Here is a 26,146-nt window from a genome sequence, read left to right on the forward strand (position 1 = left end):
ATAGTAAACTCGCCAAGAAATTTCGAAAAAAGCCTCCTTATAAAATAAGAAGGCTTTAAAAATCATAAATTTATTAATGAATACTTATTCTTTTATAATTCGTTTCACAGCTTCTTTACCTTCAGAAGTTATTTGTAAAAAATAAACACCTTTAGAGATATTAGATAGATCTATTTGATGGATAGCCCCTACTTCATTAGTTGTCTTTTTAAGCACACGACCACTTATATCTACAATTTTGATTTGATCCATTGTCCTTTGTTCAGACTGAATGGTAATTATTTCATTAGCAGGATTAGGATATACGCTAATACCTCTAGCGAATATAGAGTCTTCTAAACTTAATGAATTCACTACATTAACTGTTCTAATCACCTCTACAGCATCATTACAAGATGAGTCGCTAGCATTATAAGTTACACTATAACTTCCCAATTGATTTGTATTTACGGCCATATCATTAATCACCACTGTAGAACCATCATCGGTTGTTGCTCCTAATTCTACATATGAATCTCCTTGTATGATTTCTTGAGGATTATCTCCTGTCAAGGTAATCACTGGTACTGTAGTATCTGTGGTAGTAATCGTAACTGTTGCATTTTTCATGGAAACATTACCATTAACGTCTGTTGCAGTAAGTGTTACAATATTTACTCCTAAATGCGTGCAATCAAAATCTGTTTGAGAAGCTACTAGTGTATCTACACCACATACATCTAATATTCCTGGCACAGGTATAAAAGTAACCACATCGTTGGTAGTTGACCATTGTGCAGCATTACGACCTGGAACAATAATTGCGGCAGTACCATCTATGTTTTCTATTCCTTGTATTTTATCATTTCCCGAATCAAAAGTACTTGTACCATGAATTTCTATACGATTAGTACTTTCAAATAGTTTAATCTGGGTTGTGGTTCCATCAGGAGTTGTGTCATAGTAGTGTACCTCATCAAAATCAATAATCGCAATTCGATTAGGAGCTGTTCCTATAGTGGTATATCTTATAATACCACCTTCCTCAGGATTCATATCTGTCATATCAAAAGCAATTAAATTGTTAGGGGTAGAGGTATTAGGAAGTGCATCCCAACCACAACACCCATCATCTCCTTCATCTGAAAAAGTAATAAATCCGTTAGAAGAAATGTAAAACTCCGTATAAAAGTTACCATAGAATCCAAAATTAAACCCAATAGGTAAAGCTGCGGATACCTCATCATCTTCCAATGTTACTTCGGTTCCAGTGCTACTAATGTCAACTCTATCTATAGTTACTGTTGTATCTAGAGTATAACCACTAGCTAACGGGTCTGGACCTAAGAGATCATTAGCTGTTAATGAGGCTGTACCTGCCGCATCCAAAACCAAGGTCTGATCCTGAGTGATGAAAGTGGGTCCTTCTTCATCTACCACAGTCACATCATAATTACAAGACACAGTAGCACCTGTATTGTCTAAGGTATCATAAGTAAATGTCGTTGTAGATCCTACTGGCAAAAAGGTTCCGCTTGTTGGACCAGCAGTAATATTATTTGCACAAGGATAGTTATAAGTCACACCACAGGCATCTGTTTCCGCTTGTAAAGTTAAATTTCCTGGACATGATGGCACGGTTACCGTAACTGTGGTAGTACATGTCGCTTCATTACCACCACTATCTACAGCAGTTAATGTCACTAGATTATCTCCAATATCCGCACAAGTAAATACAGATTTATCTAAAGTAACACCTCCTGATGAGCAGTTATCTGTGAAACTCTCTAATAGACTATTTGGATCTAACGTTACACTACCTGTTTCATCTAATTCTACAGAAAAAGGTGGTACGCATTGTATTACTGGCGGTACTGGATCTACAAGATTAAAAAACACACTAGCATTTGTTACATTTCCATTTACATCTGTTGCAGAAATGTTTACCGTATTAAATCCAGTATCACTACAGTTAAATTCAGTTTTACTAATAGTCGTACTAGCTATACCACAGTCGTCTGTAACGGTAGTATTTAATGTTGCTAAGTCTAATGTTACCTCTCCATTACTATCTAATTCTATATTGAGAAAAGGTGCTGGTGGAGGTGTATTAATTATTGGTGGAGATTCTACAATAGTTACAGTAACATCTATTGTTACACTATTATTTTGCTCATCGGTAGCTGTGAATTGTATAATATTATCTCCTACATCTGCACAGGTAAAACCTGTTTGACTTAGACTTAAGTTTATATTCGCTTCAGCACTACAATTATCTGTAAGTGTAAATCCAAAATCTGTTGGACTCACGCTTACATTTCCTGTGTTATCTAAAGTGGTACTTAGTGTTGGTGTTGCTAATGGCGAGAGATCACCACGAACCCAAACACGATGAATCGTACTTTGTGTATTTACTGCATTATCGTCAACTTCCCAGCGACTTCCTCCTCCACGAATTCCCCAATGAAATTGCCCGCTACGCCAAAATGGAAACTCTGTTAAGGCATTATCGCCTTGACTTGAAAATACATTTATAGCTTGAGTAGGAATATTTGCGGTATGCCCTGGCAACGCCGTAAAATTAACAGCATTATTAATGCCTGCGAAGTTGCCTAGACCTGTTTTAAGGTAAGTTAATATATTAGTGTAAGACGTTTTAAAGTTAATAATACGGTTGTGCCCTGTAGTTTCTCCATAAAAATGCACTTCTTCAAAATCGATTGACGCTGCAAGCACATTACCCATATGCCCCCAATTGACAGTACCAGCTTCATTGTCTCCAACAGTTGAAGACCCCAATAATGGAAGATCTGTATTTCGCACTGTAAGATCCGTATTATCTCCAGCTAAATGTACATAGTTGAGTATCATGAGCCAGCCACCGCCATCGGTATCATTGTCTAAAACACCTTGAAAAGTGCTGCCATTAAAATTAAAATAGTATGTACCACTAGACACACTTCCTACTGTAGATTGCAATAAGTTTTTAAATGGATTTGCCATGGTTCCATCTCCAGCGTTTCCAAATACTGGTGCTGTAGTATCTTCTCCTGGACCACATTGGGCATTGGTTTTAATTTGAAAAAATAAAAATAAGATTGCAAATAGAGTAAAATGTTTAAAACTAGCTATTTTAGTTTTAGGGTAAAATTGTTTCATAATTTGGGGTTTTAAGAGATTAGGTTAATTTGAATAAGGCTGTCTTTTTAAATAGGACAGATTTTATTATTTTAGTAATTCATCGTAAAAAAACATCGTTTCATCTATTTTTTACACTTTTTTTGGTATACAAAAAAGTATACAAAAAGCATTTCAAACTGATTACCAGTAGCTTATATATTTATTAGCTTTGTGATAAAGCATTGAATTAATTAATGTGAATTGTAGGTTTAAGTAAAATTTCATGGATGGGGTCTTATTATTTTAAATTTAAATATTCAAGTATTGGGGTTCCTTTTGGGGCTTTCGTTTTTTTTCTTAATCTATATCGACTTACAATAACACTGCGATCAGAAACACCTAATCTACCTGCAATCTCATGAGTGCTTAGATTTAAGTATTCTAGGGCTAACAGGCGTTCTTCAGATTTTGTTAATAGAACATCTTTGGCTTTTAGGCTTGTAAAAAAGAAAGGGTATAACTTCACAAACTGTTTTCTAAAGTTTTTCCAATCTTCTTGGGTTAAAATTTTTGTGTCAATGAGCGCCTCTATTTGATGTATATCAATAGTAACTCTCTCCTCATCAACTTTTAATACTTCTATTTTTTCTTTAATATTTGGTGATGGATTGTATATGAGTTCTAAGGTGTTTTTTATGTACTTTTTTAGCATTATAATTAATAGAGATTAAATAAGAGATGAATTAAAACTAATAGCGCATGCGTTAGAGATAAGAATATCACAATTGGTGTTAGTGTCTTACAAGATTTGTGAGATATCATTCTTTTTATGTTAATAGGTTTCACAATAAATTTGGTTATATGATATAAGACAGGTAATCTATAAAGCACCCTATTTTTAATCGAGTATAAATTTAAATCCAGTTGAAATGATGCCTGCCTTTAATCCATCGCTTCTGTTGTAGATACTATACTTTATATCAAATGACTTAAGACCAAGATTAAAAATTTTAAACTTTGTAAATATGTCGGTATATCTTAATCCTAAGCCATATTGATTGCTATTAAATTTGGATAAATCGTAGTCTGAGGTATAAAATTCTGATGTAGACAGGTGTGTTTCGTAAGGCGCAAAATAATCAGCCGCTGTTTGATTATAAAAACGATACGTTGGGTACAATGTAAACTTACCCTGAGATAGCTTTATAGGTAATTCCAGACTTAAAGTATGTGAATTAACACCCCAATCATCAAAATAATAACGGTAATAGGTTCTAAGGGAAACCACTTCGTTTATGTAATAATTAAATCGTGCACCAATCGGTATCTTAAAACGAGAATCTGGCAATCGTTCTATATCATCAGCCAGATGAAAAACATCCTTATTCCTTCGAGACGTATAATTAGGAATACTTGAAGCATTACCTACATAATAATTAGCTCTATCTGCAAAGTAAACACGCTGCATAGGGTTTGCGAGCCAGCCATTTTGTTGTACTACATCTAAAAATATGGAAAATTGAGCATGCTTACTGAGTATCTGTGAGAATCCTAACGATAAGGTATAAGAATTACGAGCTTTATTGGTGATTAACGCTGTATTAAATGGAGACCATACATTGGCTCCGTTCTTGTTAATAATACTTCCATTTTGATCTAAAATATCTACACCATTAAAAAAGCCGTTATTTAAACTTTCACCTGCTTCAATATAGGAGTCTATTTCGGTTGGATATCTGGGCTGCCATGCATCCAGGTATACTTGTCCTTTGATACTTAGTTCTGTGTTTTTTTCATTGAACAATTTTGTATAACCTCCACCAAAACCTGTAGAGATATAATCGTATTCTGTAGCGAATGCAGCATTAACACTCCAGATAGAATTCCTATCATCAGAGCTATGACTATAACTCACATTAACACCACCCCATATATCTTGTGCAGAAGCTCCAGAGGATGCTACCCATGGACTACCCATCGAGTTAACTGTATTATTACCTCCATTACCCTCATCATCGTCATCATCATGACCTCCAGCAGAAGCTCCTGAAGCATCAAAAGGGTCTAAATTACTAGAGGAAGCCGAGGTATAGGCAGATATCCCCGCATCTACTGTTAACACATCATCGGCATTCATAGGAATGGCTACAACAATAGTTGGCGTAATGTCAGTAAGATACTCATCTCCAATACCTCCGGTAACCGAAGCATGGTTTCCATCCTGGGTATAATAACTTACAAGAAAATCTAATTCTGTCGATTCCAGGACACGCTTTTTATAGGTATCAATGGAATCTTTAGACTTTGCTTGTGAAAACCCAAAAACGGAAAACAAAAATGTAACTATAATAAATCCCTTTCTCATATTAGTTGCATCCACAGCCTCCCCCTGTTTTACCTCCATTAGCACCAGATGCGGCTTCTCTGTATACTTGAAAGTTAGTTTCGAAACGATGTATTGTTAATGACGACAACTTCATGTCCGGATCATTGATATTAACTTTTTCATACTCCTTGACTGCTACGCAAGAAGACAAGCTCATTAAAGCCAATACGATAAGAAGACCTCTGCTCATATGTAATTGATTTTCTTTTTTAATTAATTCTTAATATTATTTGAATAATAGACTTTCCCTTTATCATCTACTATAATGCATTCTATAGATTGCATTTGATTGATGCGGTTTAGCCCAACATCTTTTCCCATTACAAAAATTGAAGTTGCTAATGCGTCTGCCAGTTCTGCACTGGGAGCTAATACACTTACGCTAACAATTCCGCTACTTGGATAACCAGTGCGGGGATCTATAATGTGTGTATATGTTTTACCATTAAAAGTCACTTGCTTCTCGTAATTACCCGAAGTAACAACTGCTTTTTCGTGAATTGGTAATAGTGCGAATACTTTATTTTTATTCAAGGGGTTTTTTATAGCAACCTTCCAATCGTCTCTATTTGTTTGTCTTCCCCATGAATTTAAATCTCCGGAAGCGTTAATGATTCCAGCCTTAACACCTTTTTGTTTTAATAACGCCTTCGCCTTATCGGCAGCATAACCTTTACCAATGGCTCCAAAACCAATTTTCATTCCTTTTAGCTTTAGAAATACGGTTTGCGCTTCATTATTTAAAATGATATGCCTGTACCCTACTTTGGCTACCGATTGTGCTATCGCTTTTTTTGTTGGCATGGTTTTCATACTACCATCAAACTTCCATATTCTATCCATAGAAGCATAGCTAATGTCAAAAGCCCCATCTGTGAGTTTAGAAATCTTTATAGCACGTTGAATAAGCTCGAATAATTCCTTATCAACTTTAACTGGTTTAATTCCGGCATTGTTATTAATTAAAGAGGTTTGAGAATTTGTGTCCCAGGACGAGATTAGACGTTCTATCCTTGAAATTTCTTGTATCGCAATATCTATATACGCATTGGCCTCTTTTTCGGTATCTGCTACCACCGTAATGTCAAATCCACTGCCCATTAATAGAACGGCTCGTTTACAGGTTATCTGGGCAGTGGCCAAATTAAAACTTAAAAATATGATTATGCAAAATCGTTTTAGCATGTGCTTTCAGTTAAAATGAATTAAGGACGTTAATGTAGTCTTGTGGTTTCATTTTATTGTATCCTACCTGACCTAATACATCTCCATTTTTATTGAGAACAGCAACTAGTGGGAAATATCCATTTTTGTTGTAACGCTCTGCTAATTGATTGTTTTGTTTTTGAATGTCTTTATGTAATGCATTTTTTTTACGTCTTGGAAAATCGGCTTTCAGTAATACATAATGTTCTTTAGCATAATTTTTAAATACCTGAGAGCTCCAAATCTCTTTTTCTAATTTCATACAAGGTGCACACCAATCTGATCCAGAAAAAACAAGTATGACTTTCTGTTCTTTTTTTTCTGCAATTTTCTTTGCATCCTCAAAATTTGTATTCCAATTTTGACTAAAACCAAGGGACGTTGTAAATAACACCAGTATTATATATTTCATGATTAAGGGTAATTTGTGATGCAGTTTTCTACTCCATTTCAATTGTAAGACAGGCAAAATTGAAGTCACCCTATTTTTTTAGGATTATTTTTTGGAGTTTGACTATTTTTACCTCGATTTTATATAAAATGTTAGAAAAGGAACCATCTGTTTGTGAGGAACGTAATTACAACAAGCTATTTCGTAAGTTTTACGAACCTGCTACGAAATATATTTATTATAAATGTGGTGATTTTCAGCAAGCAGAAGACATTGTACAAAATGTTTTTATAAAATTGTGGAAACTTTGTAACACGATCACTTACTCTAAAGCCAAATCATATATCTATACCGCTTGTAATAACCTGTTTTTAAATCATGTTGCACACCAAAAAGTAAAACTTAAGCATCAAAAAACGCTCACAGACAACATAGATTATGAAAGTCCGGATTTCATAATTGAAATTGATGAATTTAGAGAAAAGCTTAAAGCCGCTATTAATACATTATCTGTAAAGGAACGTGAGGTATTTTTATTAAGTAGAGTTGAAAAAAAGACTTATAAAGAAATTGCAGAAATTACAGGGTTAACGGTGAAAGCTATTGAACGTAGAATGAGTATAGCGTTAAGGGAGTTAAGAGATATCCTGGGTAAAGAAATTAAAGTGTAAATAGGGTAATTTCTTTTTTTACTGTCTAATATATAAGACAAAAGCTTATGGCAAAAAATTACATTCACGACGATACTTTTTTAGGAAGATGGATTGCAGGAGAGCTTTCTAAAGATGAGCTTAAAGCATTTGAGCAATCTGAAGCTTTTAAGCAATTTGAAATTATTAACAGGGAGTCACAACTTCTTGTTGGTCCTAATGTTGACACAGAAGCAGCATTACTAATAGTAAAGCAAAAACTGCAAACCAGCTCAAAAACGTCAAAAGTTAAGCAATTGTGGTACTCTATAGCAGTTGCAGCTGTTTTAATAATAAGCTTGGGACTGTACTTAACTTCAAACAAAACGTATACCACAGCTATTGGAGAAAAACAGACCATAACATTGGCCGATGGCTCTGTAATTAACCTAAATGCTAACTCAAGCTTATCTCATAAACGTTTTTTTTGGTTAAATAATAAGACTGTTAAATTAACTGGCGAAGCCTATTTTAAAATTAAAAAGAAAGGTCCCTTTGTTGTAAACACTTCAAAAGGTGATATTAATGTTTTAGGCACAGAATTTAATGTTAAAGACAGAACCCAATTTGAAATAAAATGTTATGAGGGTAAAATACGCTTTACAAAACTAAATAATATAGATACTACCAAGGTTTTTACACTAACTAAAGGTTCGCAAATTCTTTTAGATCATAATACTATAAAAGAACAAACTTTTAAAGAAGATACACCTGATTGGAAAACTGGTATTTCTAAATTTACAGATCAACCACTTTCTATCGTTCTGGAAGAGTTAACTTATCTTTACCCTATCACTTTCAATATAAACACCATAGATACTAAACGTTTATTTTCGGGTAGTTTTACACATAATAATCTTGAAAATGCATTGCAAACGACTTTAATTCCTATGGGCATAACATATCAAAAAGCAAAAGATAGTCATGTTATTATTTTATCTAAATAAAGAATGAAGTACATTTTTACCTGTATAGCATTTTTCTTTATTTTTATTATAAAGGCACAAGAAAGGCAAAATTACAACTACAATAATACGCCGCTTTCCACTATTATTAGAGATTTAGAGGATAGACATAAACTTATTTTTTCCTTTGCAAATGATATTATTAAAGAGAAAACGGTTACTATTACAAATAAAGAGGCATTAAGCTTAAATGCCTTATTATTCATCTTAGAAACCGAAACAAATTTAAGTTTTAAGAAGGTTTCTAACTCACAAATAATTATTACGCAATCAAAAGCATTTATAAGTAATCGTATTTTAGATGAAGTCATCATTTCTAGTTATGTAACTACTGGTATTGATAGAAATAAAGATGGCTCTATTGATGTTACAACAGAACGTTTAGGTATTTTACCCGGATTGGTAAGTCCTGATATCGCTCAAAGCATCCAGTTAATTCCTGGTATTTCTACTTTAGACGAGTCCGCAACTGGTATCCAGATTAGAGGCGGTTCTCCAGATCAAAATTTAATTTTATATGATGGTATTAAATTATATAATACAGGATATTTCTATGGGATGTTCTCTCTATTCAATCCTTTTGCTACTCAAAAAGCCACTATTTTTAGATCTGGTACGAGTGCTGCTTATGGTGATCGTATTTCGGGAATTATTGATATTACCAGTGGAGATCAGATTCCTGAAAAAAATGAAGGTGGATTTGAAATTGATGGCGTATCAGTAAATGGATATGTAAAAACTCCTATATCTGAAAAATCAGCTTTATATGTTTTTGCTAGACGGTCTTATTCTAATATTTGGGAAACACCAACTTATACAAGCTATGCTGATAAAATTTTCACAAACTTCGGAATTGCTAAAGATATTAATGGAAATATATTAGAATTAGAAACCGATGATGACTTTAGTCCTGAAACAAGTAATAATAGGTTTTCTTTTGCTGACATTAGTGCTAAAGCAATTATAAAACCTAATTCAAAAAATAGTATTTCTATTAGTGGCTTATATACCAGAAATCGTTTAGATTTTGATTTTGATGGTGATGGAGAATTTGTTGTAGACTCGCTTATAACTAAAAATAAGGGCTTAAGTATTAATTGGAAACATCAAACAAATGATAAACAGCATCAAGAGATTACCGCCTATTTTTCTCAATACAATTCCTTTTATCAAAATAATGAACTAAAAGATGAAACAGGCAATGGTAGTTTAGACTTGTCTGAAATTAACATTCGTAAAAATGATATTTCAGATATAGGTATAAATTTATCTTCAATAACCCAAATTAAGTCGACACATAAACTGACGTTAGGGTATCAACTTTCATATACCGATGTAAATGTGATAATAAGTAAGGAAGAGCCTTTTGACAATGACATGGAAAGCTCAATACAGGAAGACTACAACCTTAAAAACGCAGTATTTGGAGAATTTACCTTTAACTTAAAAAACAAAGGCTTAATAAATACAGGACTTAGATTAACGCATTACAGCTCTTTAGATAAGTTTCTATTGGAGCCCCGTATAAATTTCGAATACCCCTTAGGGGATCAATTAAGGTTTAAAACAGCTATTGAAAGACGAAATCAACCCATTTCTCAATTGATAGAATTTAATCATACTGAACTCCGCTTAGAAAATGAATTATGGCGTCTATCTGATAACGAACAATTTCCTTTGTTAACCAGTAATCAAATTTCTGGTGGATTATTATATCATCATAAACATTTGAATATTGATATTGACACCTATTATAAAAAACTTATTGGTTTAACTACGTTTACCAGTGGCTTTAGTAATCCTTTAGAAAATTTAGAAGAAGGAAAAAGTATCATAAAAGGATTAGATCTTTTGTTAAAATACCGATGGAATAATTATAAAATATGGACTGGGTATACGTACAACGATATTACATTTCAATTTCCTAATTTAAAAGATACGCCTTTTAAGTTCCCAGGTAATAATGATATTACACATGCTTTTAGAATATCTAATACTTTAAAACTTGATACATGGCAATTCTCATTAGGGTGGCAATATAGAACAGGGAAGCCTTTTACCTTCGTTAATAGTTATGAAATTAAAATAGATGCCGATGGTAAGAATGCTGGCGTAGTTAATTTTGGACCTATTAATAATGCTAGACTACCAGATTTTCACAGATTGGATGCTTCTGTATTATATGACTTTAATATTGAATCTGGTAATAAAAAACTAAAAGCACAAGTAGGCGTATCTGCCTTAAATATTTATAATAGAATAAAGCCTGTAAATTTAACTTACAGAGCAGAAGTTAAACCTTTAGACGATGGTGGAATTCCCAAACCAGGAACTTCTGGGGCTACACGCGAAGAGCGTGAGTTAATATTGGAACAGGTTATTCAAAGATTTTCTCTAGGGTTTACTCCAAATATATCATTTAAGCTGTTTTTTTAACTTATTAAATTTAAGGTTTAAAATAGAAGACTAAATATAAACTATTATCTATGTTTGAATAGAAATGGACTTGCAACAAAAAGTAGGGCAATTTTTCTAAGACCTAATTGAAGTAAAAATTGATGATTCTAAAAAAACTGTAAGAACCCTTGAATTTACAACATAAAAAAGAGAACCTATTTCTAAATTCTCTTTTGTAGTAGCGGGAACTGGACTCGAACCAGTGACCTTCGGGTTATAAGTTCTATGCTAATTCCTATTCAAATGCTACAGAAGCTCTATCGTCATTCTTCGATTACAACAACTGTGAATTATCAACAAAATTTCATGCATAAAGAGACCGACAATGCTTTAGAGAAAGTTATTGGTTTTTAGCATCATATAATACGGCTTTATCTCTAGCAGTACTACCATTATATCGGCCATAATCAAACCATCTCTTATAAAGTTTTATTTTGTGGTCATGAATTTCTCCGATTCCTGCCTTGTAATGTTCATAAAAATTTTTACCAGCAGTTAATTTTTTCTTGCTATCCCATGCACAATCACTAAGAAATAAATCGGTATCATTTATTAATAAGCCATGAAAGTTTGGCATATGGGTATACTGTGTATGCTTAATAAACATATCATTGTCTTTTTTTTCTTTTCTCATTTCTTCAAAAAAATCAATTAAATCATCTCTATCATTATTAAAACTTTCTAGTAAATTAGGCCACCTTCTATCCAAAAGCTTCCAAGAGGAACAATTAGGGTCTAAAGTTTGCAATCTCATTTCAATTCTTACATTAGAAATCTTATTCTTATCTTTTTTATAGTTCTGAATTAGAAAATCACTAACCTTTGGAAAAGATTTATGTAGGCATAATCCCATTGCTCTAATCTTTAATTTTTCATCTTGTTCACGACATTCTATAACTAGTTTCTCAAGTAATTTCTCTATATCAAACCAAGCATGATCAAAGTTTTTATATATAGATAACGGACTACATCTTTTCAATTCATCATTGAAATTGACTAGTCCTCTGTAATCATTACTTAACTTCCTATTTTCTTCTAATATAAAATTATATTCGGGCGACTTTTCATCAGCTCTTACCCAACCTATTTGTGGGTTTGCTTCAATTTCATCCATAAGGCTATGCATGAATTTAGTTGAAAGATCATATTTTTTGTTCCATATTTCACACATTCTATTCGCTAAAGCTTTTCTCCTAAAATTCTTTAATTCATTTATATATGTCTTCTCTATGTACCTATTTTCATTTGGCAGTTTCTTTATTGCTTTTTCACTTCTAACAAATGATAATATTGGTTTTCCAATCTCTTCAGCATAATCAAATTCTCTTTCTGTATAGCTTGTTCCATTTTCATCTACTGATCCATATTTATCAGAAATAATAAGGGCATAATAGTCACATCTATTAATCTGCTTTTTTATCACTTCCCATTGACTGTTATCAGATGCTCTAAATAACTCCATCCCTACTGGAATATGTTTCATATTTATGATTGCTTTTAAAATAGCTGCTCTTTCTTTTTTCAAATCTTTGTAAGTTGAACTAACAAAGATTGAATAGCGTCTCGTCCCCATAATAAGTTAAATTAAAATTCCTACATTAATTTAAAGAATATTTGACACTACACGAAAACCAATTAAAACATTTATCATTTCGTCAAAATAAGTCACAAAAAATAATGTAATCATGAATTTTATATACTTTTTTTTGAGAATTTAAAATATGAGCAACTAATCTTTAAAAATTCTGCCATGTTCCTTGCATGACAAAAATAGATCTCTTTAAAAATCTCGGAAACTGAACTCACCTATAAGCGAAAAATCAGGACCGATGACCTCCCTAAAATATCATTTTCAAAAGACGCATATAAGCTATTCCGTGATAATTGGGATGATTTGACGATTAACTTAATGGAGGCGTTTCTGGAACAGTCGTTGATCCAAAACTTGTTTTTCATCAGCTCTAAAGACACGTGCCTGTTCAATGATTTTAGGGAATAATCACCTATCAGAAAATACAAAACCAAGTTTCGCCGATAAAAGTTTAACCACAAAATTGGTCAAGGGTGGTCGATATTTAAATCTTTCTGTTCTTGATCATATTATTGTCACGGATGATGAGTATACTTCCTTTGCGGGTATGGCTTTAATCTGATTTTTATTACTGCTTAAATAAAAAAATTCAAAAATATTTGGCGGAGTTTTTGGAATCTCTGCTTTTAAAAGCCTAAAAACACAGAAGTACTTTCACCATGAATTTAAAATTTGACTACCCAAATAAATCAAGAAACGATTTTTTAAAAGACGTTGTAACATTACTTATCAAGTGCAGAAATGAACTTGGCATAACTCAAGACGAGTTAAACCACACTCTAGGCGTATCAGACCGATTAGTTAGTAAATGGGAGTTGGAATTAGAACTCCTTCATCATTTCATCTCTATTGTTGGGCAGATGCTTTAGAAAGTAAGTTGGTCATTATTCCAAAAAAAGCCGAAACAAAGCAGTTAATTAAACAGCTACAAAAAAGTCCTGCCAATGACAATTCTAAGACGTGTATAATAGCCGTTAATGATAACAAGCCAGAAGTTTTGACAAACAACGATTTAATAGATTAAATGCTCTTTATGCTAACAAATCGTTAAAAAACAACTTTGAAAACATATTAAGTGCTTGAAATAGAAAGTTTTAAGAAATAAAACTTGTGAATTGCGGTTTTTCCACACCTTGAGCAGTAAATATATTACTATCTTTAAATGTCGTTTTCCCTAAATTACTACTACTATTATAGAATACAACAAAATCTATTAAAGAGTTTTTGAAATTCTATAAAAAGATATTTTCATATCAAATTCTTTTCGAGAAATAGTTAATAGCAAAATTGATTGAAATCATTTTAAACAAACTATTAACGCATAATTATGAAAACAAAAATCACTTTCTTATTGTCGCTTTTTAGCCTTTTCTCATTGTTTGGCCAAGTAAAGCAAAATGAAGTTTCACAAAGAGATAATCTTGGAACACCAAAATTCATAAAGTTCAAAGAAACCAAGGTTTCAGATGATTTAACTTCAATTAAGGCCTTTTTGAAAAAGCAATTTGATTCCCTGTCAAATAATGAATTTAAAAGAAAAAAAGCACCCGAAACCAAAATTGGATTTAAGTCAGAAAAACTACAGCAATTTTACAAAGGGATCAGAGTAGAGCATTCTGTTTTAAATGTAGTATCTAAGGATGGTAATTTAAAAAGTGTCAATGGCAAATACTTGCCTATTAAAAACCTAAAAACAAAACCAGGTCTTAAAGTAGAAAAAGCTTTGGAATATGCTTTAAGTCAAATTAATGCGGAAGAATATGCATGGCAAAACGCACAAAAAGAGGCACTAATAAAAAGATTGGGAAAATCCGAGTCAGCTACTTATTATCCTCAAGGGGAACTTGTTATAATCGAAAAAAATAAATATTCCGAAAACTCGGAACCAGTTCTTGCATACAAGTTTGACATTTATGCAACAAATCCAATAAGTAGAAAAATTTATTACGTGGATGCAAATTCAGGTGATGTTATTTTTTCAGATGCAATAATAAAGCATGTCCAAGGTTTGGCAGCGACAAGATATAGTGGACAACGAACCATTGAAACGGAACAAACAGGTAGCCAATTTAGATTAAGGGACGTTTCGAGAGGAAATAGTATAACAACCTATAACAATTTTAATCAAGGTAGTCATACAAATACTCATTATATAGATAATGATAATACTTGGTCCGCTGCTGAATATAATAATCCAAATGGAGATAATGCGAGTTTAGATGCCCATTGGGGTGCAATGATGACTTATGATTATTTTTCCCAAACTCATAATAGAAATAGCATTGATAACAATGGTTACGAGCTAATAAATTATGTAAATGCAGATTTAACAGGGTGGGGGTTTCCAAACAGTGATAATGCCTTTTGGGATGGAAGTGTAATGACTTATGGTATGGGGACAATACTTGGGCCTCTTGTTTCTCTAGATATCATAGCACATGAAATTGGGCATGGACTAGATGAAAATACATCAGATTTAGTCTATCAAAGAGAATCAGGGGCAATTGATGAAGGACTTAGTGATATTTGGGGCGCAATGGTAGAGTTCTTTGCTGCTCCAGAAAAAGATACATACCTTTTGGCAGAAGACATAGGAATAACAATAAGGTCAATGTCTGATCCTAAATTCAGAAATGACCCAGACACTTATGGTGGAGATTTTTGGATAAACCCTAATTGCGGTACACCAAATGGAGGAAATGATTTCTGTGGAGTTCATACCAATAGTGGTATTTTAAATCACTGGTTCTATTTATTAGCCGAAGGAAGTTCTGCAACAGATGAAATTAATGATAATGGTGATACGTTTTCTATAACAGGTATTGGTAAATTGGATGCATCACGGATTATTTATCGTGCACAAACTGTCTATTTTACTCCGAATACTAATTATAATGATGCTAGAGATTATACAATTCAAGCAGCAGAGGATTTGTTTGGAAGTAATTCTATCGAATCAATAACAACATGTCAGGCTTGGTTTGCTGTTGGGGTTGGAAATAGTAACTGTGCGCCAAATGTTAGATTGAACGGAGACGCAACAGTATGTTTTTCTGGTTCAGAAACTTATAATTTGACAGGTTTACCAACTAATGCGGCAGTGAGCTGGTCTGTGTCATCTAGACTACAGATTCTTTCCAGTAATAATAATTCTATTACCGTTAAAGCAAGTAGTAGTTCAACTAGTGGCAGTGCTACAATTACTGCTACTTATCTAGGGACTAGTGATGTTGTTAAAAGTGTTTGGGTTGGAAATGGCAGTGTAGATTACATAGAGTTTAATAACGGTGCTGGTGGAACAGGATACTGGTGTACTAGTCATAATAATAATACGTACAAAATATATCCGAAATTAAGTGGAGACACTCATGAGTTTAGACTTAGAAAATACCCTAATTTAAATATCGTTTATACTTCACCCACTATTTATTCAGGTAATACAGGAACAATATATTACACTCCTTCTCCTGGTTGGTATGAACTTGAAGTTAGGAGAACAAATGATTGCGGAACGTCTAGCTGGTTTGGCTATGAAGTTGAATTTGTGAATTGCTCTACAGGCGGAGGCGGAGGTGAAGGTGGAGAATTCTTTATTTCACCCAACCCGAGTTCATATATATTGAAAATACAAAAAAAGCAAAAAAATAAATCATTGAATAGCCAATCTAAAAGTAATAAAGGAGATTTTTCGTTTAAGTTTTATAATTTTAACGGAGTGTTATTGAAGGGTGGTGTGTTAAATGACGGTTACGAGTTAGATGTATCTAAATATCCAAAAGGAAGATATATATTAAAAATTAATGGAAACAAAAAAAGTACCGAAACCCATCATATTATCATTGAATAGAAATTTGATTGGCAATAATTATATTCAATTTTTATAAAATATGTTAATTTGAAAAATCATAGTAGAAAATTAGTAGTAGTAATCCTTTTCTGTATAATTTCTTGCAAGGATGATGATGCTATAAATTATCCCGATTGCTTAAAGCCAATAATAAATGTAATATTAGAGAGGAGAGTACAGAGTCCTAAAGCCAATATTGAAAAATATATTTATATGGAAGAAGAAGTTTTTCTTGTAAATGGACAAAATTTTCCTGATGGTCAATCACATTTAATTACTTTGGAATGCAACGACATTTGTGTTTTTGGAGGTATTGATGGTCCTGATAATGATTGTCCTGATTGGCAGAATGCAGAATTCGTTAGGACAGTATGGACCGATCCTAGGTAGGAAAGAATTAGAAGATAAATTTGTTGTACATAGAAATAAAAAAGGCTTTACATTTCTGTAAAGCCTTTTTTTTACTAGTAGACCGTACAGAAAAAATGTCGAACCTATTAATTACTGAATTGGATAAATTTGAATCTATTTAGAATAACTGATTCGCTTACAGATAAAGGAGATTAAATTATTACCGAACCTCTTATTGTTTTTTTTAAGACTAAAGAAGTTTAGTGTAATTATTCAATTGTAGTTTTAAGGCCTGTTTTTCGCTTTTTAAATAGATTGTTAGTTTTTATTTACTAAATTAGTTTCTTAATCATACACAAACATGTAATCTGCAAGCTAAAAAAATTATGCTAAAAACAACAAACATTTTAGGAATTTTAATTTTGGTTCTAATTTTTGGATGTTCTAAGAAACAGAATAAAGAATTAAGTGGCAAGTACATCCTAAAGGGAAGTGTAGAAGGTATTGAAAACCAAACTTGGATTTATTTATCGCTTGAAGGCAAAGCAATTGACTCTACCCAAATATCTGAAAACAAATTTGAATTAGAAGGAAAGATAAGCCAACCGACCGAATTTGGTTTGTTTACTAAGAATACGCAAAATTATTCGAGAATTTGGTTGGAATCAGGTAATATATATTTTAAGGCGAAAAACAAAGCGTTTCGTGAAGCCAAAATTTCTGGCTCAAAAACTCAAAAAGAAAAAGACATCTTAAGTTCTTCAACTAAAGATTATAGAAATCGCAGAGATAGTTTAACGGCAATTTTAAGAAACCCCAAGCCAAATGACAGTCTAAAAAGCATAAGAGAAGATTTAAATATTATCTATAACAATCATTTAAAAATAGAACAAGAATTCGTTAAAAACAATCCCAAATCATATGTTAGTGCTTGGATTTTGGACTCATATTCAACAACACTAGGAAAAGGAAGAACAGAAGAACTATATAATACTTTGAGCGATAGCATAAAAAAATCCACATATGGAAAAAATATCAGTCGTTTTTTGGATTTAAATAAAAATCCAAAAATTGGCGACAAATACGTGACCTTTTCAATGACCAATGAAAAAGGTGAATTAATTAATCTTTCTGATTTTGATGGCAAACTCTTATTGTTGGATTTTTGGGCTTCTTGGTGTGGTCCTTGTATCGAAGAGTATTCTTCACTGAAGAAAGCATATTCTAAATTTAAAAATGATGGCTTTGAAATAGTTAGTGTTTCAGAAGACCAAACTAAAGAAAGATGGGTAAACGCTATTAAGAAAAATGAACTAAATTGGATAAACTTATGGCAAGAAGATGGGAGAAGAGCTGCTCCATATTTAATTTATGGAATTAGCGGAATACCAGATAACTTTCTGATTGACCAAAGTGGAAAAATAATCGCTCGAAATTTAAGGGGAGATGACTTAATTTCGGCAATTGAAGAAAACTTGACAAATAAAGCCCGCAGGTAATAACATCTATAATTAATTGCAGCAGAATTTCTCAATGTAATACTTGAAAAGTTAAAATATAGTTTTTCCATGATTGTCCATTAAAAAAACCGAAATGCCTTTCAAATATTTTAGTAGATTGATATTAAAATAAACTTTATTGGTGAGAAATATTAATTTGGATATTTTCTTTTTTAATAAAATCGTATAAAGTTAATTTTCTCAATTCATAATATAGTTCCCAATACTCCCTTAGGTTTTCATAATAGTTATAAATAGCAATATCCTTTTCGTTTTGAGCTATTATCAAATCTGTTATAGATACTTTTCCAATCACAAATCTTCTTTTGGTCGCACTATATCTTTTTAATGATATTTCAGACGCTTTTTTTGTTATTCTAACCGATAACTCTATTTGTTGCCACTCTAAGTATTTTAGGCTTAGCTCTCTTTTTACTGACATTAGTTCTTGTTCATTTATACTCTTTATGAGATCTAAATTTGCAATGGCTATTTTACGCTCTGATTTTCTTTTCCCCCATGAAAATATTGGTGCGGAAAAAGTAAAAGAAAAGTTCTGTTGAACAAGTAAACCTGAATATGCTTCACTCAAAAGTTCATCTTGTTGAGTCAATCCAAAATTGCCAGTAATTCCTATTTTGAAACCATCACTTTTTGTTTTAGCGACATTTTGTTCAGCCTCTATTACTTTTCTGTTGTGTTCTATTAATAATTTTCTGTTTTCGAGTGCTTTTTCGAATAATTGCATAGAATCTATTTTTACAAATATCAAATTTTCTGGAATTAATAATTCAAGTTTTTCATCTCCTTTAATACCCAATTCGTCCAGGAATGATTGTTTAGTTAGTTTTAATTCATTCTTAGATACGATTAGTTCTTTTTCAGCATTCAACAAGCTTAGCTCGGATTGTAATAAATCATTTTCATATAACTTACCAAGATTAAATCGGCCTTTTGAAATATTATATATAGTATCTTGATTAGCCTTGTTATTCGATGCGTTTTCAGATTTTATTTTTGCTAATAAAAAATCAAAAAACTTAGATGTAGCCTGTAAAGATATTTCCTCTAATTCTTCAATCAGTTCTCTTTTTGATTCTTCAAAAATTAGAGGTTGTATTTTTTTCTGCCATTTATAAGGATTATAAAATATATTCTCTTGAAAGTAGCCTATCGTTAAGGGCGTAGATGAATATGTATTAAAAGTCGGATTAGAAAGAATATCAATTCTATTCAAAGATGATGACACCCTAAATTCTCCTCCAGTAAATGAAACTATTTGATTAACATCCAAAGATAAAGACGAGAAAGCTTGATTTTGCTCTATAAATAGATCTGTTCCGTCATCAACAGTAATTCTATTTATTGACCTTTGGTAATTTGGTAAAATTCCATTGATACTTAAAGATGGAAGAAAACCTGATTTGTAAGATTGATATTCCCAATAATTAACTTCTGAGTTATTTTTTGCTGTTAGATAATTTATAGATTCATTTTTAGCAAGTTCAACTGCATCATCTAAAGATAATGTTATTGTTTTAGATATATCCCCTTGAGAAAATACTGATGTGAGTACACATCCACACAGCATTGATAAAATAATACTTCTCATTATATTTAATGTTTAATTAGAATCCAATAAATCATTGGAACGATATATAAACTAACAAATGTTCCAATAATCATAGATACAATAACAACCAATGATAAAGGCCTTTGCAAATCAGCTCCTATTCCAAAAGCGAGAAGAATAGGAACCATAGCTAAAATAGTTGTGAAACTAGTCATTAAAATTGCATTTAACCTTCTTTGACCCGCAATATGTATAGCTTCTATAAGCGGTATATCATTTTTCCTTTTCAATTTATTAATGGTATCTATTTTTAATATGGAATCATTAACAACTATTCCTAGCATTATAATCATTCCAATCATTGACATAATATTTAATGAGACATTTATTAAACTCATTATTATTATTGTTCCAGCAATTGTAATTGGGATTTCACAAAGAATTATTATTGGTTGTAATAATGATTCAAACTGAGCAGCTAATACAAAATATAATAATAGAACTACAATAATCATTATCATTATTAATTCTGACATAAATGCTTTCTTTTCAAAGAATGCTCCATCAAATTCTATTTCATTATTAATTTTTGTTTTTACATAATTCATCAATTCCTCTTTTTGGTCATATGCTATTGTAACTGGAATATAGTTCGCATCAGAATCAGAATGTATTATTTCAAAGCTCATACTCTGATTTACAGAAATCAAACTAGAAATTGGAATTTTTACTTTATCCCTATTTAAGATGTAAGATGTATTTATAATAGTAAAAAAATCTTTATTCATTTTTTTTATGACTATCGGGATATATTCATTTGTACTTTTCAATATACTAACTTTAGAAGATTTGAACAACATCTTTAATTCACTAATTAAGAGATCATTATCAACATTATATATAGTCAACTTTTTTAAATCGATACTTAAGTTGATTATTTTTTTCTGATGTTCTATGCCAATTTTTATATCAGAAAAATTATTCTCTAAATCTTTTATTATATTTTGAATATTTGCAGAATGTTTTAATGGAATTTTTAAGAAAAAATATGTTTTATTATTTGAAAATATTTGCTCAAATAAATTATCAGGATCCTTTACTGTATAAATCGCATTAGGATATTTAAAATCTAAATAAGAACAAATCTCAGTTTTTAGAATTTCAGATTCTCTATGCGAATTTGAATTAATGTAAAATTTAACATCATTAATTAGGTCTTGGTGTTTTGACAATAAAAAGTCTTGCTCTCCTATATAAGTATTAGTATTATTTGCATACTTTCCGATGTCAAGAGCTCTTCTTTTATTTTCCTGAATTCCAATATTTTCATTCCAATTTACAATTAAGTTGAAGTCATTATAACTAATTTTAGGGATTTTTTCCTTTTTTATATCTATTGCCATGAATATTCCAAAAAAAATGACACCTAAAAGACCTATTAGAATAAGTTTTTTTCTTTTGAAAAAGAAATTGAATGATTTAGAATAAAGTGCAGTTATATAAGTTTTATTAGGTTTGTCTTTTATCTTTATTCTAAAGGCCACATATAATGTTGGTAGCAGTAAAATAGAAACTAAATAAGATATAGTTAGACTTATAATGATCGCAAGTGCTTGATCGAAAAAGAGTATTCCTGAAATCCCACTTAAGTATATTAATGGAATAAAAACCGCACATGTTGTTAATATGGAAGACAATAAAGGCCTTAAAATTTCGTAAATTCCTTTATTACATGATTCTATTATTGAGTATCCTTTTATTCTATATTGAGAGATATTATCAATAATAATGATTGAGTTATCAATCATCATTCCTATACCAATAATAAGTCCAGATAATGAAACTATATTAATAGATATATTAATTATATACAAAAAGAGAAAACTAATTATCAATGAAAAAGGGATTACTAAAGCAATAAGCAATGATATTTTGTAATTTCTTATAAATAAGTAAACCATTAATATTGCTAATAATGCTCCAGTGATTAAACTATTTTTAAGGTTATTAATTGAAATATTCAGTAATTTTGATTGATCTTGACTAATTGAATACACTAAATCAGTATTATTTTTATTTATCTGATCAAGATATGTTATTACTTCTCTTTTGACATTTTCGACCTTAGCATCTGTTTTACTTACTATTGATAAGCCTATAGATTCCCTGCCATTACTAAAATAATAACCTTTACGCTCTTTTGGAGTCAATAAAACGTCTGCGATATCTTTTATCTGAATACGAGTATTATTTGATTCTATATATAGATTTTTTATGTCAGAAATAGTTTTTAACGAAGGCTCAAACAAAATGTCATACACATAATGTCCATTTTTTATTTTAAAGCTCCCTAATTGTGTATTATTATTTTTTATTACTTGTTCAATTTCATTAATCGCTATATTTAATTTATTTGTTTTTAGCGTGATAGATATTTCAGGTGAAACTGTACCTGTAATATCTATATAAGCAATTGATTCATTCTGTTCTAATCGTTTTCTAACTGTATTTTTTATATAATTAGAAAAGTTTATTTGAGATTGATTGTCAGGATACGGAATATTTACATAAAATAATGGTACATCTGAAGGATTGAATTTAATCAATTTTGGTCGATTAATTTCCTTTGGAAGAATGTTTAAAATTCTATCAATTTTTTCATTTACTTCAATAAAAGCATAATCAATGTCAGTTCCATATTCAAAAGTTAAATCTATTAATGCTTTTCCATTAAATGTTTTACTTTCTATCTCATTTAAATTAGATACCTGCAATAGTTGTCTTCTAATTGGTTTTACAACTAACTTCTCTAATTCTTTAGATGAATAATTAGGCTGTTCAATTTGAATTTTCAGGTATGGGATACCAATTTCTGGCATCAATGATACAGGTATTAAATTTAGAGATGAAATGCCTAAAAGCATAAATGCAAAGAATGTCATGAAAACAGCTATAGGACGCTTTACTAAAAACTTAATCAAGATTTATGGTTTTAATTTTAAAGTTAACGGCAAAACAAATAATATAACAATAACAGAAAATAAGAGCCCCCCAATATTTCCATAGGCAAAAGATGTCCAAAAGAAATCATTCCCTTTAACAATTACAAAAGGAAGCAATCCTAAAATAGTTGAAAAAATAGTAAGTAAAATAGGAATGATTTTAGAGTTAAAAGCTTTTAAATATCCAGACAAACTTGGTATATTTCTATTATTATATTGATTTATGATATATATCGATGAATTAACAACAATCCCGCTTAGCATTATAAAAGAAGCTAACCCACCTTGATCAAAAGGAATATCAAACATACTAAATGTTAGGAAGACACCTATATATGAAGTTGGAATTGTTAAAATAACAGAAATGGGCTGCGACAACGATTCAAATAATATCGCACAAATAAAATAAATTATAAATAATATTATTAACGAAATTTTTAATATTAATAGGCTGTCTTTTTCATTTACATAATCATCATCTGGATGCATAGACCTGTATCCAACAGGAAGTCGCACATTTATTTTTTGGACTAAATCTTTAAGCACAATTTTACTATAATCATAAGTTCCGGCAAAACTATAATCAAGAAATATTTCATATTCATTATTCTTCCTAACTACATTATTGAAAATATTTTGCTTTTCTATATTTATGATTTGATCTAACGAATAATTTGTAGAATCTAACTTCATTACCTGATTTTTTAAGCCACAATTCGTCAAAAGATTTTCTCTTCCTACTAATACAATTGGAATAGTATTAAATGTAAATATTTCGGCTTCATTACCTGAATTCCATTTTACCTCATTCAATAACTCTGAAGTACTTATACCTAATTTAGGTGCTGTATTATTTTTTCGAAAATTTAAAGCATATTCATACTTATCTCTTAATATCCAAGATTTTTCACTATTTATTTTTACGTTATTTATACTAGGGTGCTTTAGTAGTATTTCGTTTTTCACAAAAGAGGAAAAGACTAATAGTTGATCTAGATTATATCCTTTCATTTTAATTGTAGCATCGGATACTAAATTAGCACAATTACTAAATGGTTGTCCAACACCAGATATAGATGAATCAATACCACCAATTTGTATTGCTATTGACTCTAACTTACCTTTCAACCTAAATGGAGCATCCCCATTTTCAAACTCTTCCTTAAAGAAGATTTTTATTGATCCATTATTCACATCATAAATTTCTGAATGAAACATTTCTATTCCATTATTTTTTTTTAAGAAGTCTTCAAAAATTGATATTGCATTATCTAATTGCTCTATTGTCGCTCCTTCAGGGTTGAAGAGACTAATCTTCAATGACATACGCTTAGGGCTATTAATAAATGATCTCTTCTCTGTAATCTTTATAAAAGAATGTAATGAGCCTCCTAAATATTTAAAAGCAGGAGAAATTTTGTTTTTATAAAAGCTACTTTTGAGTATACTATTGATATTTTTATCCAACGCAGAATTTCCATTGACCTCTTTTGGAAGCAGAAACAGAGGTAAGCCAAATAATAATACAAAAAATATAAATACATATTTTTTCCTTTTCAGAAACACTTTTAACACATCATAATAAAGCTTATTAAAGTATATTATTTTCCTTTTTCTTTTGTAATTTATTTTTTTTATTCTACTTGAAAATTTCAATTTTTCACTAAGTGAAGGTATTAGGAATAAAGCAATAAAAAGTGATGTTATTAAATTAACAATAATTACGAAAGAAAAATCATACAAATAAAACTGATATTCTTTCTTTATAAAGAAGATTATAGATAGTGAACCTATAGTGGTAAGTGTAGCTGCAAAAATTGAAATGAATACTTTTCTATTCTTATGATGTAATAAATGATCTATCATTATGATAGAGTTATCTATAATAATTCCTAAAGAAATTGTTAAGCCTGCAAAAGAGTACAGGTGTAAGTCTAATGAGAATATATAATAAAAGATTACAGCTATTAAAAGATTTAGCAGTAAAGAGATAAAAATAAGAAAAACATATCTAAAGTTTCTACTAATCAGGATTACAAACAGAAATAAGATTATTATTGAAAAAATGACTCTATATGTTATTTTTATAAGTTCCTCCTTTAATTTCAAAGTGGCATCATACAATGTATTAATTACCATTCCTTCTTCATAAAAAGAAGCATTCATCTTATTAATAACTTGGTTTATTTCTTTTATAAGATAAAGTTGGTTTTTATCTTTTTCAGATTCAATATTAATAGAAATAGCATTATTACCATTAAACCTTTTGTAACCCTGTACATTCTGCTTTTCTAATTTAATTGTTACAATATCTCTTAAATAAATAATAGTATTATTTTCAGTGCGTATTGGTGTTTTTAAAATTTTATCTTCAATAGATTCACTTAGATCACAGTTAATCTCTACAGATACTTCATTTCCATTATACATTGTAACACCAACATTTTCATTCTTTAATGAAAAAATTATTGCCCTCTTAATTGTTTGTATATTTATATTATGGTTTGTAACTTTTATGCCATCATATAATATTACATATTTGTATTTAGGAACTCCTACCAGCTCAACTTTATTGATGCCTTTAATTTTGGCTATTCTTGGTTTTATAAATTCTGTAGCTTTCTCATAAAGAGTTTTTGTTGATTTTTCACTATTTAAAGACAGTGTAATTAGTGTCTCTGAGCTTTCATTATCAATTCCATGCCTTTTAATAATAGGATATGACACTTCTTTAGGAAGGTTTGAATATATCTGTCTTAGTTTAGAAGAAACATATAAGACACTTTTATCGAGATTAACTTTATCTGTAAACTCTAGTTTAACCTTTCCTTGGCTTTTAGAAGATGAAGAACTAATATTTATTAATCCTGGTAAAGTAGATAATGCTTGCTCAATTTTATTAGTAACAGTATTTTCTAATATTCTTGGATTTGCATCAGGAAAAGTAAAACTTATTGTAATTACTGGAATATTTTGTTTTGGTTTTAATCTAATGGACAATAATTTTATACAGAAAATTCCTATAATTCCTAGTAACACAAAAATTATAATTTTTGTAAACGAAGATATTATTTCACGATCCGAATTCAT

17 protein-coding genes and 1 pseudogene are annotated in these 26,146 nt (G+C 30.7%); 8 read left to right on the forward strand and 10 right to left on the reverse strand.

The genetic code is table 11. The annotated features are described in order from the left end of the window. Positions 1 to 84: 84 nt before the first annotated feature. From Q4Q34_RS03890 to Q4Q34_RS03915, 6 genes are all read right to left on the reverse strand, one after another. Positions 85 to 3,138, reverse strand: a complete 3,054-nt coding sequence (locus Q4Q34_RS03890; RefSeq protein ID WP_303318459.1) for a T9SS type A sorting domain-containing protein — start codon at positions 3,136 to 3,138, stop codon at positions 85 to 87. A gap of 259 nt (positions 3,139 to 3,397) precedes the next feature. After that, positions 3,398 to 3,811, reverse strand: coding sequence for a helix-turn-helix transcriptional regulator (locus Q4Q34_RS03895; protein ID WP_303318460.1), 414 nt, complete (start codon positions 3,809 to 3,811; stop codon positions 3,398 to 3,400). A gap of 186 nt (positions 3,812 to 3,997) precedes the next feature. Further along, positions 3,998 to 5,464, reverse strand: coding sequence for a DUF3570 domain-containing protein (locus Q4Q34_RS03900; protein ID WP_303318461.1), 1,467 nt, complete (start codon positions 5,462 to 5,464; stop codon positions 3,998 to 4,000). A 1-nt stretch (position 5,465) separates the two neighbouring features. Beyond that, a complete protein-coding gene (locus tag Q4Q34_RS03905; protein ID WP_303318462.1) occupies positions 5,466 to 5,675 on the reverse strand; it encodes a DUF4266 domain-containing protein in 210 nt (69 codons plus the stop codon). 23 nt (positions 5,676 to 5,698) lie between these two features. Further along, complete coding sequence (locus tag Q4Q34_RS03910; RefSeq protein WP_303318463.1) at positions 5,699 to 6,670, reverse strand: FAD:protein FMN transferase; 972 nt, start codon at positions 6,668 to 6,670, stop codon at positions 5,699 to 5,701. Between the two features lie 10 nt (positions 6,671 to 6,680). After that, the gene (locus Q4Q34_RS03915) at positions 6,681 to 7,103 is read right to left on the reverse strand and encodes a thioredoxin family protein (RefSeq protein ID WP_303318464.1); all 423 of its coding nucleotides are present in this window, start codon (positions 7,101 to 7,103) and stop codon (positions 6,681 to 6,683) included. A gap of 128 nt (positions 7,104 to 7,231) precedes the next feature. On the opposite strand from Q4Q34_RS03915, the gene Q4Q34_RS03920 reads away from it, so the two are divergent. Genes Q4Q34_RS03920 through Q4Q34_RS03930 form a run of 3 tightly spaced genes read left to right on the forward strand, consistent with a single transcriptional unit; the run spans position 7,232 to position 11,172 of the window. Next, positions 7,232 to 7,753, forward strand: a complete 522-nt coding sequence (locus Q4Q34_RS03920) for an RNA polymerase sigma factor (RefSeq protein ID WP_303318465.1) — start codon at positions 7,232 to 7,234, stop codon at positions 7,751 to 7,753. Positions 7,754 to 7,800: 47 nt separating this feature from the next. Beyond that, entirely contained in the window at positions 7,801 to 8,718 is a 918-nt protein-coding gene (locus Q4Q34_RS03925) for a FecR family protein (RefSeq protein ID WP_303318466.1), read from the forward strand. A 3-nt stretch (positions 8,719 to 8,721) separates the two neighbouring features. Further along, the gene (locus Q4Q34_RS03930; protein WP_303318467.1) at positions 8,722 to 11,172 is read left to right on the forward strand and encodes a TonB-dependent receptor plug domain-containing protein; all 2,451 of its coding nucleotides are present in this window, start codon (positions 8,722 to 8,724) and stop codon (positions 11,170 to 11,172) included. Positions 11,173 to 11,533: 361 nt separating this feature from the next. On the opposite strand, the gene Q4Q34_RS03935 is transcribed toward Q4Q34_RS03930, so the two are convergent. Next, entirely contained in the window at positions 11,534 to 12,766 is a 1,233-nt protein-coding gene (locus Q4Q34_RS03935; RefSeq protein WP_303318468.1) for a DUF4062 domain-containing protein, read from the reverse strand. 382 nt (positions 12,767 to 13,148) lie between these two features. Between Q4Q34_RS03935 and Q4Q34_RS19615 the strand changes: the two are divergent. The 5 genes and pseudogenes from Q4Q34_RS19615 to Q4Q34_RS03955 form a co-directional block, all read left to right on the forward strand. After that, a pseudogene (locus Q4Q34_RS19615) lies at positions 13,149 to 13,346 on the forward strand (JAB domain-containing protein); the annotation flags it as partial. Between the two features lie 246 nt (positions 13,347 to 13,592). Beyond that, complete coding sequence (locus Q4Q34_RS03940) at positions 13,593 to 13,808, forward strand: hypothetical protein (RefSeq protein ID WP_303318469.1); 216 nt, start codon at positions 13,593 to 13,595, stop codon at positions 13,806 to 13,808. A 303-nt stretch (positions 13,809 to 14,111) separates the two neighbouring features. Beyond that, positions 14,112 to 16,631 (forward strand): M4 family metallopeptidase, encoded by a 2,520-nt coding sequence (locus Q4Q34_RS03945; protein ID WP_303318470.1) that lies wholly within the window; start codon positions 14,112 to 14,114, stop codon positions 16,629 to 16,631. Positions 16,632 to 16,679: 48 nt separating this feature from the next. Continuing rightward, complete coding sequence (locus Q4Q34_RS03950; protein ID WP_303318471.1) at positions 16,680 to 17,021, forward strand: DUF6970 domain-containing protein; 342 nt, start codon at positions 16,680 to 16,682, stop codon at positions 17,019 to 17,021. A 347-nt stretch (positions 17,022 to 17,368) separates the two neighbouring features. Beyond that, a complete protein-coding gene (locus Q4Q34_RS03955; RefSeq protein ID WP_303318472.1) occupies positions 17,369 to 18,481 on the forward strand; it encodes a TlpA disulfide reductase family protein in 1,113 nt (370 codons plus the stop codon). A gap of 136 nt (positions 18,482 to 18,617) precedes the next feature. Here Q4Q34_RS03955 and Q4Q34_RS03960 read toward each other — a convergent pair whose 3' ends face one another. The 3 genes from Q4Q34_RS03960 to Q4Q34_RS03970 are packed head-to-tail and all read right to left on the reverse strand — an operon-like array spanning position 18,618 to position 26,146. Next, positions 18,618 to 20,093, reverse strand: coding sequence for a TolC family protein (locus Q4Q34_RS03960; RefSeq protein WP_303318473.1), 1,476 nt, complete (start codon positions 20,091 to 20,093; stop codon positions 18,618 to 18,620). 5 nt (positions 20,094 to 20,098) lie between these two features. After that, on the reverse strand, positions 20,099 to 23,035 hold the full coding sequence (locus Q4Q34_RS03965) for an efflux RND transporter permease subunit (protein ID WP_303318474.1): 2,937 nt from the start codon (positions 23,033 to 23,035) through the stop codon (positions 20,099 to 20,101). 3 nt (positions 23,036 to 23,038) lie between these two features. Further along, positions 23,039 to 26,146 (reverse strand): efflux RND transporter permease subunit, encoded by a 3,108-nt coding sequence (locus Q4Q34_RS03970; protein ID WP_303318475.1) that lies wholly within the window; start codon positions 26,144 to 26,146, stop codon positions 23,039 to 23,041.

This window comes from Flavivirga abyssicola (assembly GCF_030540775.2).
GTDB lineage: Bacteria > Bacteroidota > Bacteroidia > Flavobacteriales > Flavobacteriaceae > Flavivirga > Flavivirga abyssicola.